Genomic DNA, 16493 nt, shown 5'->3' on the forward strand with positions numbered 1-16493 from the left:
GGCCTACCGTGCGTCTCCGTCGAACCTGGCCGTCGACCAGACGTAGCCGAGGACCGCGAGGCCGACGCACCAGCCGACGGCGAGCCAGCCGTTGTGCCCGATCTCGGTGCCGAGGAGCAGCCCGCGCAGGGTCTCGATGGCGGGGGTGAAGGGCTGGTACTCGGCGATCGGCTGGAACCAGCCCGGCATCGCGTCGACCGGGACGAAGGTGCTGGAGATCAGCGGCAGGAAGATCAGCGGCATCGCGTTGTTGCTGGCGGCCTCCGCGTTGGGGCTGATCAGCCCCATGCCGACGGCGATCCAGGTGAGCGCCGTGGCGAAGAGGACGAGCAGACCGAACGCGGCGAGCCATTCGACCGGGCTCGCGTCGTGGGAGCGGAAGCCGATGGCCACGCCGACGGCGCCGACCAGGACCACGCCGGCCACCGACTGGAGCACGCTGCCGACCACGTGCCCGACGAGCACGGAGCCGCGGTGGATCGCCATGGTGCGGAAGCGGGCGATGATGCCCTCGCTCATGTCGTTGGCGACGGAGACCGCGGTGCCGATCGTCGTGCTGCCGATGGTCATCAGGAGCAGACCGGGCACGAGGTAGGCGATGTAGCGGGCGCGGTCGGCGCCTCCGCCGCCGATGCCGGCGCTCATGGTGTCGCCGAAGATGTAGACGAACAGCAGGAGCAGCATGATCGGCGTGAGCAGCAGGTTCAGCGTGAGGGACGGGGAGCGCCGGGCGTGCAGGAGGTTGCGCCGCAGCATGGTGGAGCAGTCGCGCGCGGCGAGGGAAAGGGTGCTCGTGCTCATCGGGCGTTCTCCTTGTTCGGAGCGGGCTGGGCGGGCTGGGCGTGCTGGGCGTTCTGGGCGGGGATGTCGGCGCTGCCGCCGCCGGTGAGGGCGAAGAACACGTCGTCGAGATCCGGGGTGTGCACGGTGAGTTCGTCGGCCTCGATGCCGGAGGCGTTCAACTCGCCGAGCAGGGCGTGGAGTTCGCGCTGGGTGCCGTCGCTGGCGATCTGCAGGGTGAGGGACTGGTCGTCGCGCGCGGCCCGGGGCAGGGCGCCGGCGGCGGCCCCGTACGCCTCCGGGTCGGTGAAGCGGAGCCGTACATGCCCGCCGGGGACGATCCGCTTGAGCTCCTCGGCCGTCCCCTCGGCGACGATCCGCCCGCCGTGGAGCACGGCGATCCGGTCGGCGAGTTCGTCGGCCTCCTCCAGGTACTGGGTGGTGAGGAAGACCGTGACGCCGCCGGAGACCAGCTCCCTGATGATCTGCCACATGTCGTGCCGGGAGCGGGGGTCGAGTCCGGTGGTCGGCTCGTCGAGGAAGATGATCCGCGGGCTGCCGACCAGGGTCATGGCGATGTCGAGGCGGCGCTTCATGCCGCCGGAGTAGGTGGAGGCCGGCTTCTTCGCGGCCTCCGTGAGGTCGAAGCGGGCCAGCAGGTCGGCGACGACCTGCCGTCCCTCGCGCCTGGAGAGGTGGTGCAGGTCCGCCATGAGGAGCATGTTCTCCTCGCCGGTGATCAGCCCGTCCACGGCCGAGAACTGTCCGGTGACCCCGATCGCGGCCCGTACGGACTGCGGGGCGGTGGCGAGGTCGTGCCCCCCGACGCGGATGGAGCCGCTGGCGGGGTCGGGGGACGCGAGGGTGGAGAGGATCTTGACCGCGGTGGTCTTGCCGGCGCCGTTGGGGCCGAGCAGGGAGAAGATCGTGCCTTCCGGGACGGCGAGGTCGACCCCGTCGAGGACGGTCTTGTCGCCGTAGGACTTGCGCAGCCCGTTCGCCGCGATGGCCAGGTCGGTCATGGTGCGTACTCCTTCGGGGTCGGTCCGGTCTCAGAGGCTGCGGGCGGTGATGTCGCCGTAGGAGGTGGTGGCGCGGACGGTCAGCGCGGAGTCGGCGCCGTCGCTGTTCTTCAGGGAGTTGTGGATCCGGCCGTACGAGGTGCCGGCGTCCAGCGAGGCGGAGACGCCGCGGGCGGCGCCGACGGTGATGTCGCCCTTGCTGGTGCGCAGGGAGACGGCGCCCTGGACGGCCTCGGCGATGTGGAGGGCGCCCATCTGGGTGCTGATCTCGGCGTCACCGCCGAGGCGTCCGACGGTGATGTCGCCGGCCTGGAGGGTGATCCGCGCGCTCGCGGCCTCGTCGAGCTTGACCGGGCCCTGCGCGGCCTCGCACGCGACGTCGCCGAGGCGGCCGACACCGCGCAGGTCGAGGGCGGCGCCCTTGGCGGCGACGCGGGAGCCGGCCGGCACCTGGACGGTGACCTCGATCGAACCGGACGGGCCGAAGGCCTGGTTCCTGCCCTCGGGGGCGGTGATCCGCAGGACGCCGTCGGCGAAGGCGACCTCGGTCTGCTCGGCGGCCTTCACGTCGCGGCTCTTCCCGGCGTTCTCGGGCCGGACCTCGACGGTGGCGTCGGCGCGGTCGGCGGCGATGAGGCGGACGTGGCCGGCGGGGACGGTGAGGACGACGGAGACGGCGGTGGTGGTGGCGAACTTCTGCATGGTGAGCTCCTGGATTCGTTGCTTCTTCGGGTGTCGGTTGCTGTTTCCGACATCGAGAACGCTACGTTGCGTTCATGGTTGTGGCAACAAGGATGATGCCGTGGATCCCAGTAATCGCAGGCCAGATGGGGGAAATCATTGCAACGATGCTGACGTCTAATGCAACGTCAGGGCGTGAGCTCGTTGCAATGAGTTGAGTGCGAACGCTAAGGTGGGGGCGTTACGCGGACGAAGCGGACGTGAACGCGGACGCGGACGCACCGGAAGACGGAAGAAGGAGGGCGCGATGCCCGGCGGCAGGCTCACCCAGCAGGAACGGCAGCAGATCGCGCTGGGGCTCGCCGACGGCCTCGCCTACGCGGAGATCGCCCGGCGCCTCGACCGCCCCACCTCGACCGTCACCCGCGAGGTCATGCGCAACGGCGGCCCCACCGGCTACCGCGCCGACGCCGCCCAGCGCGCCACCGGCCACCGCGCCCAGCGCCGCCACCAGCCGGCCGCCGCGCCGCGCGACCCGCAGGCCGCGCCCGAGCAGCCGTACGGCCGCGACGCGGCGGAGGTGCGCGCGTACGAGGAGACCTTCACCGGCGTCCTCATGGCCTCGGGCATGAACCGCATGTCGGCCCAGGTGCTTGGCTGTCTGCTGCTCAGCGACGCGGAGGGCGTCACCGCGGCGGAACTCGTCCAGCGCCTCAGGGTCAGCCCGGCCTCCGTCTCCAAGGCCGTCGCCTTCCTGGAGGAGCAGGGCCTGGTGCGGCGGGAGCGCGACGAACGGCGCCGCGACCGCTACTTCGTGGACGCCGACGTCTGGTACGAGTCGACGATGGCCAGCGCCCGCGCCAACACCCGGCTCGCCGAGACCGCGCGGCAGGGCGTCGGCGTCCTCCGGGCGGGCACTCCGGCGGCCGCGCGCCTGGAGAACGTCGCGCGGTTCCTCGACTTCATCTCGGAGAGCATCACCCGTGCGGCGGAGCAGGCGCGGGACATCCTGCATGTGCAGCCGCCGGAGCGCTCACCGGGCGGCGAGTGAGGGGACCGGCTCAGGCGGAGGCCGCGGCCTCGGCCCCGGCCTCCTGGTGGCGGGACCGCGCGCGGCGTCCCGCGGCGTCCCGCAGCGTACGGCGGGCCTCACCGCGGGCGGGCGATCTCGCGCGCGAGGGCCAGGAGTGCCGGTGTCGCCGGGTGGGGGGCCGCCGGGCGCCAGGTGAGGAGGACGGGGAGGGGTGGGGCGTCGCGGAGGGGGCGATAGGTGACGCCCGGGTGGGGGTGGAGGGAGGCCGTCGAGGCGGAGGAGACGCCGATGCCGCGGCCCGCCGCGATGGCGGCGAGCCAGTCGTCGGTGTTGGCGACGGTCAGGGTCGCGCGGGGGCGGTGGTCCGGGGGCCAGAGGTCGAGCGTGGTGGTGCCGGAGACCGTGTTGAGGACGGCGGTCTCGTCCGCCAGGTCCGCGAGCGTCAGCTCCGGGCGCGCGGCCAGCTCGCTGTCCGCCGGCAGCGCCGCCACCCGCGCCTCCCGCAGCAGCTCCTCGGTCGCCAGGCCCGGGACGTCCACCGGCCCGCGCAGCAGCGCCGCGTCGACCTCGCCGCGCAGCAGACCGGCGGTGCGGTCGTCGATGCGGAGGAGTTCGAGCGGGGTCTCGGGATGTTCACGCTGCCAGCGGCGCAGCAGGGGCGTGGTGTACGGGCCGAAGGCCGACCAGGCGTGGCCGAGCCGCAGCGGGCGGTGGTGCGGGCGGCCCGGCGCCACGGCCGCGTCGAACGCGGCGACCGCCGCCGTCGCCCGCTCCCGGAACGCCCGCCCCTCCGCCGTGAGCGCCAGATGGTGCGTGGAGCGGTCCACGAGCCGGACGCCGAGGTGTTTCTCCAGGGCGGCCAGGGTGCGGGAGACCGCGGGCTGGGTGAGGTGGAGCCGGGCGGCGGCCCGGGTCAGATTGCCCTCCTCGGCGATGGCGAGGAAGCAGCGCAGATGGCGGAGCTCGATGTTCGTGCGGCTCATGCGTGCGGAGCATAACCGCAGTGCAATCGGCATTTCCGGTGCCGCGCGGAGGCTCGTAGCGTGAAGCGGAGGAGGCCGAACCGAGAGGGTGGGCTCCGGATTCGGCCGCGGAGTCCACTACTCTGGACTTCGGAGTTCACTACTGTGGACTCGCGTGGCGCCGCAGTCCCGCAGCACCGCACCGCAGCAAGGAGTACGCCGGTGGACAGCCCGGTCAAGGACATAGCCGCGCCCCCCACCCCGGTGGCCGCCCCCGGCGTCGCCGCCGCCCCCTCCCGAGCCACCCGCCTCGGCCCCGTCGCGCTCGTCGTCGCCGGCGGCCTCTCCGTACAGTTCGGGTCCGCCGTCGCCGTCCTGCTCATGCCCCGGGCCGGCGCCCTCGGCGTCGTCACCCTGCGGCTCATCCTCGCCGCCGCCGTGCTGCTGATCGCCTGCCGGCCCAAGGTGCGCGGCTACAGCCGCGCCGACTGGGGCACGGTCCTCGCCTTCGGCGCCGCGATGTCCGGCATGAACATCCTCTTCTACCTCTCCGTCGACCGGATCCCGCTCGGCGCCGCCGTCACCCTCGAGGTGCTCGGCCCGCTCGCGCTCTCCGTCCTCGCCTCCCGCCGCCTGATGAACCTGCTCTGGGCCGCTCTCGCCCTCGGCGGCGTCGCCCTCCTCAGCGGACTCGGCGACGGCGGCCTCGGCCGGCTCGACCCGGTCGGTGCCGGGTTCGCGCTCGCCGCCGGCGCCATGTGGGCCGCGTACATCGTCTTCAGCGCCCGCACCGGCCGCCGCTTCCCGCAGGCCGACGGGCTGGCGCTCGCGATGGCCGTCGGCGCGGTCATCAGCCTGCCGTTCGGCATCGTCTCGGCGGGCGACAGGCTGCTCGTGCCGTCGACCGTCGGGCTGGGACTCGCGGTCGCCCTGATGTCCTCCGTGCTGCCCTACACCCTCGAACTCCTCGCCCTGCGCCGTCTGCCCGCGCCCACCTTCGCCATCCTCATGAGCCTGGAACCGGCCATCGCCGCCACCGCCGGCTTCCTCGTCCTCCACCAGTCCCTCGGCCTGACCGACGCGCTCGCCATCTCGCTCGTCATCGCCGCGAGCATGGGCGCCGTCCGCACCCAGGTGGGCGGCCGCGCCAAGCCCTGAACCCCGCCCGACCGCACGCGTGCGGCCATGGGTCAGGATGACGCCATGGCCCTTGAGATGCGCGAGCGTTGCGAACGCTGCGAGACGACCGTCCTTGCCCTCGACGATCCCGCGCGGATCTGTTCGTACGAGTGCACCTTCTGCGTCCCCTGCGCGGACGCGATGCACGACCTCTGCCCCAACTGCGGCGGCGAACTGGTCGCCAGGCCCCGCCGCGCCACCGCCTGAGTCACCCCGACCAGCGCCCGTCGCCGACAACAACTCGGTGGCGGGCGCGGGCCGTTGCGTACCACGATGCAGGCATGACCGCACGCGAATTCGAATCTCCCGAGGTCCCCGAGCGCTGGACGACGGCCACCGTCTACCCCGACATGTGGGTCGACCCCGACGACGACCCCCGCGACAAGCAGGGCCCCGGGCCCGAGGGCGAGCTCGCGACCCTGCAGGACTTCCTCCGCGACTACCGCCTCACCCTCCGCATGAAGTGCGAGGGCCTGGACGCCGAACAGCTCGCCCGCCGTTCCGTGCCGCCGTCCACCATGTCGCTCCTCGGCCTCGTACGGCACCTCGCCGAGGTCGAGCGCGACTGGCGCGGCTGGCTCGGCGACGACAAGCGGCAGCCGAAGCTGTACGGGGCGCGGGACGCCGACTTCCACGGCGCGGTCGCCGACCCGGCCGTGGTCGCGGAGGCCTTCCGCGACCTGGAGCGCGAGCAGGCGGAGACGGACGCGGCGCTCGCCGCGTACACCGACCTCGGCGAACGGGTCGGCACCGACGAGATCGCGGTCCGCGAGCTGATGGTGCACCGCATCGACGAGTACGCCCGCCACTGCGGGCACGCGGACCTGCTGAGGGAGTGCGTCGACGGGCGCGTCGGGCAGTAGGGCGCCGGCAGGGCGGCAAGGCCCTGAGGGGCGCGAGCGAGGAGGGCCGTGGGGTGGTCGGAACCCCCGGCCCTCCTCTCGCTCTCCGAACCTCGCGCCCTCCGAACCGCGTTCTCCGGACCTCGCGCCCTCCGAAACCGCCCGCAGATTCTAAAGCAAGCACGCTTGATTGTTTCTGGCCCGGCTGCCATGCTCCTCACGCACCTCCGTGACCCGCCCGTCCCCCGAGGGGAGCGCACCGTGTCCGACCCCGCCGCCGTCCTCGCCGACCTGCGCGCCGAGAGTGAGGAAGTCGACGCCCTGGTCGGGGAGTTGACCGACGAGCAATGGGCCCTGCCCACGCCCGCGCCGCGCTGGACCGTCGCCCACCAGATCGCCCACCTCGCCTGGACCGACGCCGCCGCGCTGCTCGCCGCGACCGACCCCGAGGCCTTCGCCGCCGAGACCGGGAAGGCGCTCGCCGCGCCCGACCGCTTCGTCGACGACGGCGCCGACGAGGGCGCCGCCCTGCCGCCCGCCGCGCTGCTCGCCCGCTGGCGCGAGGGCCGCGAGCGGCTGCACCGGGTCCTGGCCGAGGCGCCGCCCGGGACGCGATTCCCCTGGTACGGCCCTGCCATGAGCGCCGTGTCGCTCGCGACCGCCCGGCTGATGGAGACCTGGGCGCACGGCCAGGACGTGGCCGACGCCCTCGGAGTCGTCCGCACGCCGACCGCGCGGCTGCGGCATGTGGCCTGGATCGGGCTGCGGGCCCGGGACTACGCGTACCTGGTGCGCGGCCTCACCCCGCCCGCGGAGCCCTTCCGTGTCGAACTCACCGCGCCGAACGGAGAGTTGTGGGCGTACGGGCCCGAGGGTGCGGCTGGGGTCCCCCATGCCGAAGGCCAGGGGAGGATCACCGGCCCGGCCCTCGACTTCTGCCTGCTCGTGACCCAGCGCGCCCACCGCGACGACACCGCCCTGACCGCCGTGGGCGCCGACGCCGAGGAATGGCTCGGCATCGCCCAGGCCTTCGCGGGCCCGGCGGGCGGCGGGCGCGCCGCCAAGGGGGCCGCGTGAAGCGCGTCCTCCGTATCGGCAACGCCTCCGGCTTCTACGGCGACCGCTTCGACGCGGTGAAGGAGATGCTCACCGGGGGAGGGGACGGCCCGGACGGCTCGCTCGACGTCCTCACCGGGGACTACCTCGCCGAGCTGACCATGCTCATCCTCGGCCGCGACCTCCTGAAGGACCCCTCCGCCGGTTACGCCAAGACCTTTCTGCGCCAGATGGAGGAGGGCCTCGGGCTCGCCCACGAGCGCGGCACCCGGATCGTCGCCAACGCGGGCGGCCTCAACCCGGCCGGACTCGCCGACGCCCTGCGCGCCCTGGCCGGCCGGCTCGGTCTGCCGGTCCGGATCGCGCACGTCGAGGGCGACCGGCTGCCCGCCGGAAAGGACGGGATCCTGGCCGCCAACGCCTACCTCGGCGGCGCCGGGATCGCGGAATGTCTGGCCGCCGGCGCGGACGTCGTCGTCACCGGCCGGGTCACGGACGCGGCGCTCGTCACCGGGCCCGCCCAGTGGTTCTTCGGCTGGGGCCCGGAGGACGCCGACTGGTACGACAGGCTCGCGGGCGCGGTCGTCGCCGGGCACGTCCTGGAGTGCGGCACCCAGGCCACCGGCGGCAACTACGCGTTCTTCACCGGACACGACATACGCCGCCCGGGCTTCCCCCTCGCCGAACTCCACGCCGACGGCAGCGCCGTCATCACCAAGCACCCCGGCACCGGCGGCCTCGTCGACACCGGCACGGTCACCGCCCAGCTCCTCTACGAGACGGGCGGCGCCCGCTACGCCGGCCCCGACGTGACCGCCCGTCTCGACACCGTCCGGCTCACCCAGGAGGGCCCCGACCGCGTCCGTGTCGAGGGTGTACGGGGCGAGGCCCCGCCCCCGACGCTCAAGGCCGGGCTCTGCAGGCTCGGCGGCTTCCGCAACGAGGTCGTCTTCGTCCTCACCGGCCTCGACATCGAGGCGAAGGCGGAGCTGGTGCGGGAGCAGCTCGGCGACGCCCTGGCGAAGAACCCGCCCGCCGAGGTCCGCTGGGACCTCGTCCGCACCGACCGCGCCGACGCGCCCACCGAGGAGACCGCGAGCGCCCTGCTCCGGCTCGTCGTCCGCGACCCCGACCCCGAGAAGGTCGGCCGCACCCTGACAGGGGCCGCGATCGAACTGGCCCTCGCCTCCTACCCCGGCTTCCATGTGACCGCCCCGCCGGGCGGGGGTGCCCCCTACGGGGTCTTCGAGAGCGCGTACGTCCCCGTCGGGGAGGTCCCGCACACGGCGGTGCTGCCCGACGGGACCCGCGTCCCCGTACCCGTACCGGCGCGGACCCGCGCCCTGGAACCCGTACCGGATCCGCAGCTTCCGCCGCCGCTCCCCGAGACGACGCCGACCCGGCGCGCCCCCCTCGGCCTCGTCGCCGGCGCCCGCAGCGGCGACAAGGGCGGGGACGCCAACGTCGGCGTCTGGGTCGGGACGGAGGCGGAATGGCGCTGGCTCGCGCACGCCCTCACCGTGGACAGGTTCAGGGAACTCGTCCCGGAGGCCGCCGACTTGACGGTCACCCGGCACGTGCTGCCGAACCTCCGCGCCCTCAACTTCACCGTCGCCGGAATCCTCGGCGAGGGCGTCGCCTCCCAGGCCCGCTTCGACCCCCAGGCCAAGGCCCTCGGCGAGTGGCTGCGCTCGCGCCACCTCGACATCCCGGAGGAACTGTTGTGACCGTGCTCGCCTCCGCCCTCGACACCGGCGGACCCGACCACGCGGCCCACCGCGCCGCCATGCTGGAGAAACTGGCCGCGCTCGACGCCGAGCACGCCAAGGCGCTCGCGGGCGGCGGCGAGAAGTACACGGCCCGGCACCACACGCGCGGCAAGCTGCTCGCCCGCGAACGGATCGAGCTCCTTGTCGACCCCGACTCGCCCTTCCTGGAGCTGTCGCCGCTCGCCGCCTGGGGCAGCGACTACCCCGTAGGGGCGTCCCTGGTGACCGGCATCGGGGTCGTCGAGGGCGTCGAGTGCCTGATCACCGCCAACGACCCCACCGTGCGCGGCGGCGCCTCCAACCCGTGGACCCTGAAGAAGGCACTGCGGGCGAACGAGATCGCCTTCGCCAACCGCCTCCCCGTCATCTCCCTCGTCGAGTCCGGCGGCGCCGACCTGCCCTCCCAGAAGGAGATCTTCATCCCCGGCGGGGCGCTCTTCCGCGACCTCACCCGGCTCTCCGCCGCCGGCATCCCCACCGTCGCCGTCGTCTTCGGCAACTCGACGGCCGGCGGCGCGTACGTCCCCGGCATGTCCGACCACACCGTGATGATCAAGGAGCGGTCGAAGGTCTTCCTCGGCGGCCCGCCGCTGGTGAAGATGGCGACCGGCGAGGAGAGCGACGACGAGTCGCTCGGCGGCGCCGAGATGCACGCCCGCACCAGCGGCCTCGCCGACCACTACGCCGTCGACGAGCCCGACGCGCTGCGCCAGGCCCGCCGGATCGTCGCCCGCCTCAACCACCGCAAGGCGCACCCCGATCCGGACCGCTGGTCGGTCGAGCCGCCGAAGTACGACCAGGAGGAGCTTCTGGGGATCGTCCCCGGTGATCTCAAGACCCCGTTCGACCCGCGCGAGGTGATCGCCCGGATCGTGGACGGCTCCGACTTCGACGAGTTCAAGCCGCTGTACGGGACGAGCCTGGTGACCGGCTGGGCACGGCTGCACGGCTACCCGGTCGGCATCCTCGCCAACGCACAGGGCGTGCTCTTCTCCGCCGAGTCCCAGAAAGCCGCGCAGTTCATCCAGTTGGCGAACCAGCGCGACATCCCGCTGCTCTTCCTGCACAACACCACCGGCTACATGGTCGGCAAGGAGTACGAGCAGGGCGGCATCATCAAGCACGGCGCGATGATGATCAACGCGGTGTCGAACTCGAAGGTCCCCCACCTGTCCGTGCTGATGGGCGCGTCGTACGGCGCCGGGCACTACGGGATGTGCGGCCGGGCGTACGACCCGCGCTTCCTCTTCGCCTGGCCGAGCGCCAAGTCGGCCGTCATGGGGCCGCAGCAGCTCGCGGGCGTGCTGTCGATCGTGGCGCGCGCGAGTGCGGAGGCGAAGGGGCAGCCGTACGACGAGGAGCAGGACGCCGGGATGCGGGCGTTCGTCGAGGCGCAGATCGAGAGCGAGTCGCTGCCGATGTTCCTGTCCGGGCGGCTGTACGACGACGGGGTCATCGACCCGCGCGACACGCGCACGGTCCTCGGGCTCTGCCTGTCCGCCATCTACACGGCACCGGTCGAGGGCGCGCGCGGCGGCTTCGGCGTCTTCCGAATGTGAGGCCACTCGTGATCAGCACCGTGATCAGCACCGTTCTCGTGGCGAACCGGGGCGAGATCGCCTGCCGGGTCTTCCGCACCTGCCGTGACCTGGGCATCGCCACCGTCGCCGTGTACTCCGACGCGGACGCCGGCGCCCTGCACGTACGGGAGGCCGACGCGGCCGTACGGCTGCCGGGTGCGACGCCCGCGGAGACGTATCTGCGCGGCGACCTGATCGTGGCCGCCGCGCTCGCGGCGGGCGCGGACGCCGTGCACCCCGGCTACGGCTTCCTCTCCGAGAACGCCGACTTCGCGCGGGCCGTCACCGAGGCGGGCCTGGTGTGGATCGGGCCGCCGCCGACCGCGATCGAGGCGATGGCGTCCAAGACCCGGGCCAAGGAACTCCTCGGCGTCGCGCCGCTCACCGAGGTGACGGAGGCCGACCTGCCGGTCCTGGTGAAGGCGGCGGCCGGCGGCGGCGGCCGCGGCATGCGCGTCGTCCGCGAACTGGGCGACCTGGACGCCGAGTCGAAGGCGGCGTCGGCGGAGGCGCTGAGCGCCTTCGGGGACGGCGAGGTGTTCGTCGAGCCGTACGTGGAGGACGGCCGGCACGTCGAGGTGCAGGTCCTCGCCGACACCCACGGCACCGTCTGGACCCTCGGCACCCGCGACTGCTCCCTCCAGCGCCGCCACCAGAAGGTCATCGAGGAGGCCCCGGCGCCCGGACTGCCGGACGCGCTCGTCGAGGACCTGTACGCGCGGTCGGCGGTCGCCGCGAAGGCCGTCGGGTACGTCGGCGCGGGCACCGTCGAGTTCCTGGTCGCCGACGGGCGGGCGCACTTCCTGGAGATGAACACCCGTCTCCAGGTGGAGCACCCGGTGACCGAGGAGGTCCACGGCCTGGACCTGGTCGCCCTCCAGTTGTCGGTAGCCGAGGGCCGGCCCCTTCCCCCCGAGCCCCCGGCCCCGCTCGGCCACGCCGTCGAGGCCCGGCTCTACGCCGAGGACCCGGCGGGCGGCTGGACCCCGCAGACGGGACCGCTGCACGCGGTCGAGTTCCCCGCCGGGCCGGGCGTGCGCGTCGACACGGGCTATGTCTCCGGCGACACCGTCGGCGTCCACTACGACGCCATGCTCGCCAAGGTCGTCGCCCACGCGCCGACCCGCGCCGAGGCCCTCCGCAAGCTCGCCCACGCCCTGGAGCGGGCCCGGATCCACGGCCCCGCCACCAACCGGGACCTGCTCGTCGCGTCCCTCCGGCACGCCGACTTCACCGACCCGGAGCGCCTCGGCACCGGCTTCTACGACCGGCACCTGGACGCTCTGACCGCACCGCGCGCCGGGGCGGCGCAGGCCGCGGTGGCGGCGGCGCTCGCGGAGGCGGCCGGCAACGCGGGCCGGTTCGGGGGCGGTTGGCGCAATGTGCGCTCGCAGGACGAGGTGCGGGCGTACGGGGAGTACGAGGTGCGGTACCGGCCGCTGCGTACCGGCGGCTACGAGGTCACCGCCCCCGAGGGCGTCACCGTCGTCTCCGCCGCGCCCGACCTCGTGCGCCTCGAAGTCGGCGGTGTCGTGCGGGACTTCGACGTCACCCGCTATCCCGGCGGAGTCGTCCACGTCGGCCCGCACCGGCTCACCGCCCGCCCCCGCTTCACCGATCCCACCGAGAGCCGGGCGCCGGGCTCCCTGCTCGCGCCCATGCCCGGCACCGTCGTCCGGATCGCCGAGGGCCTGGCCGCCGGCGCCCGGGTCGAGGCCGGGCAGCCCCTGCTCTGGCTGGAGGCCATGAAGATGGAACACCGGGTCGTCGCACCCGCCTCCGGCACGCTCACCGCGCTCCACGCCGCCCCCGGCCGCCAGGTCGAGGTCGGCGCCCTGCTCGCCGTCGTACAGCCCGCAGACGTACCGACCGAAGCACAGGAGGACCAGTCCGCATGAGCACCCTGATCGAGTCCCCGGAACACACCGCCCTCCGCGCCGCCGTCTCCGCCCTCGGCCACCGCCACGGCCCCGGCTTCGACCGGGCCACGCTCTGGGCCGAGGCCGGCAAGCTCGGCTATCTGGGCGTGAACCTGCCCGAGGAGTACGGCGGCGGGGGCGGCGGCATGACCGAGCTGTCCATCGTCCTGGAGGAGGCGGGTGCGGCCGGCGCGCCGCTGCTGATGATGGTGGTCTCCCCGGCGATCTGCGGCACGGTCATCGCGCGCTTCGGCACGCAGGAGCAGAAGGCGGCGTGGCTGCCGGGCCTCGCGGACGGCTCGCGGACGATGGCCTTCGGCATCACCGAGCCCGACGCGGGCTCCAACTCGCACCGCATCACCACCACGGCCACGCGCACCGATGAGGGCTGGGTCCTCAACGGCCGGAAGGTCTTCGTGTCGGGTGTCGACATCGCCGACGCGACCCTGATCGTCGGCCGCACCTCCGACGCCCGCACCGGCAACCTCAAGGCGTGTCTCTTCATCGTGCCGCGCGACACGCCCGGCTTCGGGCGCCGCCACATCGAGATGGAACTCGACGCGGCCGAGAAGCAGTTCGAGCTGACCCTCGACGACGTCCACCTCCCGGCGGACGCTCTCGTGGGCGACGAGGACGCGGGCCTGCTCCAGCTCTTCGCGGGCCTCAACCCGGAGCGGATCATGACGGCCGCCTTCGCGATCGGCATGGGCCGCTACGCGCTCGCGCAGGCCGTGAAGTACGCGAAGGAGCGCCAGGTCTGGAAGGCTCCGATCGGCGCCCATCAGGCCGTCGCCCACCCGCTCGCCCAGGCCCACATCGAACTCGAACTCGCCCGCCTGATGATGCGCAAGGCCGCCGCCCTGTACGACGCGGGCGACGACCTGGGCGCGGGCGAGGCGGCGAACATGGCGAAGTACGCGGCCGCCGAGGCCTGCGTGAAGGCCGTCGACACCTCCGTCCACACCCTCGGCGGCAACGGCCTGACCCGCGAGTTCGGCCTCGCCCGCCTGATCACGGCGGCCCGGGTGGCCCGGATCGCCCCGGTCAGCCGCGAGATGATCCTCAACTTCGTCTCGCACCAGACGCTGGGCCTGCCGAAGTCGTACTGAGCGGTGCCGGGGCTCCGCCGGGTCGGGGCGGTGCGGGTCAGTTGATGCGGACCGTGCGGGCCCAGTCCGGTGGGGTGTCCGGGACGTAGCCGTCGTCGCCCGGGCGGAGGCGGTAGTACGGGCGGGGGAAGAGGCCCACGATCGTGCGGCAGGGCGGGGGTGCGGCGGGCCAGGGGGTCTGGCCGTCGGTGAGGACGACCACGACGTCCGGGCGGGGGCGTTGGCGCAGGGCGGTGGTGAAGCTGGAGCGGAGGTCGGTGCCGCCACCGCCGACCAGGGGGATGCCCTCCGCCGCGCACAGCGGGTGGGCGACGCGGGCGGCGGCGTCGCAGGAGACCACGCGCACCAGGTCGCGGCGGCCGCCGACCGCGCGGGTGATGGCGGCCACCTCCAGGAGCGCGCTGCCCAGCTCCGCGTCACTGACCGAGCCCGAGGTGTCGATGACCACCGACACCCGGGGCGGCTGCCGCCGCAGGCTCGGCAGGATCGTGCCGGGCAGGGCGACCGAGCGGCGGGAGGGGCGCCCGTAACTGTGGTCGTCGCCCGACCCGCTCCCGCCCACCGCCGCGCGGATCGCCGAACCCAGCAACTCACGCCACGGCTGCGGGGGTTGGAACGCCTCCTCCGCCCACCGCCGCCAGCCCGCCGGTTCGCTCCCCGGCCGCCCGGTGAGCCCCTGCGCCACCCGGAAGCGCACCGCGTCCTGCTCCTGCTCGCTCAGCCCGTCCGCGCCGTCCGGGCCGAGGTCCCACTCCCGCTCCAGGCCGTCGGCGCCGCTGCCGCAGTCCAGCCACAGGTGCAGCCCGCCCGGCAGGGACTCCAGGCGGATCCGCCGTACGTAGTCCTCCATCAGCTCGCCCGTGGGCGCGTTCAGCAGCGCCGGGGTGACGATCCCCTCCGGCGCTTCGAGCCCGTCCCCGTAGACGTCGTCGTTGATCTCGCAGTCGGCGGCGATGTTGAGCCGCAGTCGGCCGGCCGGCCCGTCGTAGCCCTCCCGGCGGGCGATCCGGTCGCCGCGCCCGTGGTGGTCGCGGATCAGGTGTGCCACCTCGTGCACCCACACCCCGGCGAGTTCCCCGACCGGAGTGCGCGCGACGAAGTCCGGCGAGGCGTAGCAGCGCCAGTACCGGTCGACCGCCATCGTCGGCACCCGCCGCGACTCGACCACACGCAGCGCGAACAGGGCCGTCGCCAGGTACGGGCGCGCCCGCACCGCCCGCAGCCGCGCCGCGTACAGCTTCTCGCGGTCCAGCGGGACGGCCCCGGGGGACGTGGGCGCGCTCATCGGCCCGCACCCGCCGTCAGGCGGTCGGCACCCGCCGTCACGCGGCCCGCATCCGCCGTCACGCGGTCCGCGCGCCGGGACACGTCGACCACGCCCGCCAGCCGCTCGATCGCCACCGGCACCTCCCACTCCTCCCGCCGCAGCGCGGCGAGCGTCGTGGCCGGCACCACCACCAGGTCCGGCGCGCCCGTCTCCGCCGCCCGTACGAGCAGTTCCCAGGCAGCGTCCCAACGCGCCTGCTCCGGGCGGGCGTTGACCGCCGCCACCACGCCCTCCAGGGCCGCCTGCCGCCGGTCCCCGCGCTCCGGCAGCTCCGCGCCCGCCGGGTCGGCGAGCAGCACCTCGGGGTCCGGCAGGTCCATCCGGTCGATCCAGGCGAGGAGTTCGAGCCCGGGACCGTCGCCGACGGTGCCGCGCACGAGCTGGGCGAGCACGTCCCGGGTCGCCCCGGCGGCGGTCGCGAAGGCGATCAGGGACAGGGTCATGTCCCAGCTGCGCGGCGACGGCCAGGCGCCGCCCTTGCGGGCCTCGGTGCTCGGCAGCCGGTGTACGAGCGTGGGCCGGGTGGTGAGCAGCCCGGTGACCGCGCGTCGCGCGAAGTCCACGGCCTCCGGCAGCAGTTCGGGGTCGAGCCGGGGCAGCGTCGCGCGCGGCCAGACGCCGCCGAGGCCGCGTACCACCACCTCGTGGTCATGGGTCCACTGAAGGTGCACGAAACGGTTGGCGAGCGGTGCGCTCAGCTCCCACCCGTCGGCCGCCGAGGCCCGCGGATTGGCTGCGGCCACGATCCTCACGCCGGGCGGCAGCCGGAGCGAGCCGATGCGCCGCTCCAGGACCAGGCGAAGGAGCGCCGCCTGCACGGCGGGCGTGGCCGTGGACAGCTCGTCCAGGAACAGCAGCCCCCGCCCGGCCCGTACGAGCCGCACCGCCCAGTCCGGCGGTGCGAGCGGCACGCCCTGCTCGGCCGGGTCGTCGCCGACGACCGGGAGGCCGGAGAAGTCGGACGGCTCGTGGACGCTGGCGATCACGGTGGTGAGCGGCAGGTCGAGGGAGTCGGCGAGCTGGTGGAGCGCGGCGGTCTTGCCGATGCCGGGCTCGCCCCACAGCAGGACGGGCAGGTCGGCGGCGACGGCCAGGGTCAGCGCCTCCAGCTGGGGGTTGGGGCGGGGCTCGGTGCGGGTGTCGCGGAGGAGGGTGAGGAGGTCGGCGGCGACGTCCATCTCGGAAGGGACGGCGGGCAGGACAGATATGGTCATAAGGGTCACCGTGGTGTGCG

15 protein-coding genes are annotated in these 16493 nt (G+C 74.0%); 9 read left to right on the top strand and 6 right to left on the bottom strand.

The window, feature by feature from the left end; genetic code table 11:
• Positions 1-3 precede the first annotated feature (3 nt).
• From AB0M18_RS00545 to AB0M18_RS00555, 3 genes are read right to left on the bottom strand one after another with little or no spacing between them, the layout of a single operon-like run.
• Positions 4-801 (bottom strand): ABC transporter permease, encoded by a 798-nt coding sequence (locus AB0M18_RS00545; RefSeq protein WP_365754298.1) that lies wholly within the window; start codon positions 799-801, stop codon positions 4-6.
• The gene (locus AB0M18_RS00550) at positions 798-1802 is read right to left on the bottom strand and encodes an ATP-binding cassette domain-containing protein (protein WP_365754300.1); all 1005 of its coding nucleotides are present in this window, start codon (positions 1800-1802) and stop codon (positions 798-800) included. Before AB0M18_RS00550 ends, AB0M18_RS00545 begins: the two co-directional genes overlap by 4 nt.
• A gap of 30 nt (positions 1803-1832) precedes the next feature.
• Complete coding sequence (locus tag AB0M18_RS00555; RefSeq protein ID WP_365754301.1) at positions 1833-2504, bottom strand: DUF4097 family beta strand repeat-containing protein; 672 nt, start codon at positions 2502-2504, stop codon at positions 1833-1835.
• Between the two features lie 286 nt (positions 2505-2790).
• On the opposite strand from AB0M18_RS00555, the gene AB0M18_RS00560 reads away from it, so the two are divergent.
• Positions 2791-3534, top strand: a complete 744-nt coding sequence (locus AB0M18_RS00560) for a helix-turn-helix domain-containing protein (RefSeq protein WP_365754302.1) — start codon at positions 2791-2793, stop codon at positions 3532-3534.
• 98 nt (positions 3535-3632) lie between these two features.
• Here AB0M18_RS00560 and AB0M18_RS00565 read toward each other — a convergent pair whose 3' ends face one another.
• The gene (locus AB0M18_RS00565; protein WP_365754304.1) at positions 3633-4532 is read right to left on the bottom strand and encodes a LysR family transcriptional regulator; all 900 of its coding nucleotides are present in this window, start codon (positions 4530-4532) and stop codon (positions 3633-3635) included.
• Between the two features lie 210 nt (positions 4533-4742).
• Here AB0M18_RS00565 and AB0M18_RS00570 point away from each other — a divergent pair, with 210 nt between their 5' ends.
• The 8 genes from AB0M18_RS00570 to AB0M18_RS00605 all read left to right on the top strand — a co-directional run bounded on the left by AB0M18_RS00570 (position 4743) and on the right by AB0M18_RS00605 (position 13932).
• Positions 4743-5636: an EamA family transporter gene (locus tag AB0M18_RS00570; protein ID WP_365755004.1), complete on the top strand. Its 894-nt coding sequence runs from the start codon at positions 4743-4745 to the stop codon at positions 5634-5636.
• A 45-nt stretch (positions 5637-5681) separates the two neighbouring features.
• Entirely contained in the window at positions 5682-5864 is a 183-nt protein-coding gene (locus AB0M18_RS00575; protein ID WP_365754305.1) for a DUF1272 domain-containing protein, read from the top strand.
• Between the two features lie 74 nt (positions 5865-5938).
• Positions 5939-6520 (top strand): DinB family protein, encoded by a 582-nt coding sequence (locus tag AB0M18_RS00580; protein ID WP_365754307.1) that lies wholly within the window; start codon positions 5939-5941, stop codon positions 6518-6520.
• Positions 6521-6760: 240 nt separating this feature from the next.
• Complete coding sequence (locus AB0M18_RS00585; RefSeq protein WP_365754308.1) at positions 6761-7576, top strand: TIGR03084 family metal-binding protein; 816 nt, start codon at positions 6761-6763, stop codon at positions 7574-7576.
• Positions 7573-9282: an acyclic terpene utilization AtuA family protein gene (locus tag AB0M18_RS00590; RefSeq protein WP_365754309.1), complete on the top strand. Its 1710-nt coding sequence runs from the start codon at positions 7573-7575 to the stop codon at positions 9280-9282. The genes AB0M18_RS00585 and AB0M18_RS00590 overlap by 4 nt, the downstream gene beginning before the upstream one ends.
• Positions 9279-10883, top strand: coding sequence for a carboxyl transferase domain-containing protein (locus tag AB0M18_RS00595; protein ID WP_365754310.1), 1605 nt, complete (start codon positions 9279-9281; stop codon positions 10881-10883). The genes AB0M18_RS00590 and AB0M18_RS00595 overlap by 4 nt, the downstream gene beginning before the upstream one ends.
• A gap of 20 nt (positions 10884-10903) precedes the next feature.
• On the top strand, positions 10904-12802 hold the full coding sequence (locus tag AB0M18_RS00600; RefSeq protein WP_365755006.1) for a biotin carboxylase N-terminal domain-containing protein: 1899 nt from the start codon (positions 10904-10906) through the stop codon (positions 12800-12802).
• Entirely contained in the window at positions 12799-13932 is a 1134-nt protein-coding gene (locus AB0M18_RS00605; protein ID WP_365754311.1) for an acyl-CoA dehydrogenase family protein, read from the top strand. Before AB0M18_RS00600 ends, AB0M18_RS00605 begins: the two co-directional genes overlap by 4 nt.
• Positions 13933-13969: 37 nt before the next feature.
• Here the strand turns inward: AB0M18_RS00605 and AB0M18_RS00610 are convergent, their stop codons facing one another.
• Positions 13970-15217 carry a VWA-like domain-containing protein gene (locus AB0M18_RS00610; RefSeq protein WP_365754312.1) on the bottom strand — a complete coding sequence of 416 codons (1248 nt, stop codon included), beginning with the start codon at positions 15215-15217 and terminating at the stop codon, positions 13970-13972.
• On the bottom strand, positions 15214-16473 hold the full coding sequence (locus AB0M18_RS00615) for an AAA family ATPase (RefSeq protein WP_365754314.1): 1260 nt from the start codon (positions 16471-16473) through the stop codon (positions 15214-15216). The genes AB0M18_RS00610 and AB0M18_RS00615 overlap by 4 nt, the downstream gene beginning before the upstream one ends.
• Positions 16474-16493: the final 20 nt, after the last annotated feature.

Source organism: Streptomyces sp. NPDC051909, assembly GCF_040681095.1.
GTDB lineage: Bacteria > Actinomycetota > Actinomycetes > Streptomycetales > Streptomycetaceae > Streptomyces.

Coding starts and splice junctions, on each gene's coding strand:
- AB0M18_RS00545 (WP_365754298.1), bottom strand. CDS start 801: ATGAGCACGAGCACCCTTTCCCTCGCCGCGCGCGACTGCTCCACCATG.
- AB0M18_RS00550 (WP_365754300.1), bottom strand. CDS start 1,802: ATGACCGACCTGGCCATCGCGGCGAACGGGCTGCGCAAGTCCTACGGC.
- AB0M18_RS00555 (WP_365754301.1), bottom strand. CDS start 2,504: ATGCAGAAGTTCGCCACCACCACCGCCGTCTCCGTCGTCCTCACCGTC.
- AB0M18_RS00560 (WP_365754302.1), top strand. CDS start 2,791: ATGCCCGGCGGCAGGCTCACCCAGCAGGAACGGCAGCAGATCGCGCTG.
- AB0M18_RS00565 (WP_365754304.1), bottom strand. CDS start 4,532: ATGCCGATTGCACTGCGGTTATGCTCCGCACGCATGAGCCGCACGAAC.
- AB0M18_RS00575 (WP_365754305.1), top strand. CDS start 5,682: ATGGCCCTTGAGATGCGCGAGCGTTGCGAACGCTGCGAGACGACCGTC.
- AB0M18_RS00580 (WP_365754307.1), top strand. CDS start 5,939: ATGACCGCACGCGAATTCGAATCTCCCGAGGTCCCCGAGCGCTGGACG.
- AB0M18_RS00605 (WP_365754311.1), top strand. CDS start 12,799: ATGAGCACCCTGATCGAGTCCCCGGAACACACCGCCCTCCGCGCCGCC.
- AB0M18_RS00610 (WP_365754312.1), bottom strand. CDS start 15,217: ATGAGCGCGCCCACGTCCCCCGGGGCCGTCCCGCTGGACCGCGAGAAG.
- AB0M18_RS00615 (WP_365754314.1), bottom strand. CDS start 16,473: ATGACCATATCTGTCCTGCCCGCCGTCCCTTCCGAGATGGACGTCGCC.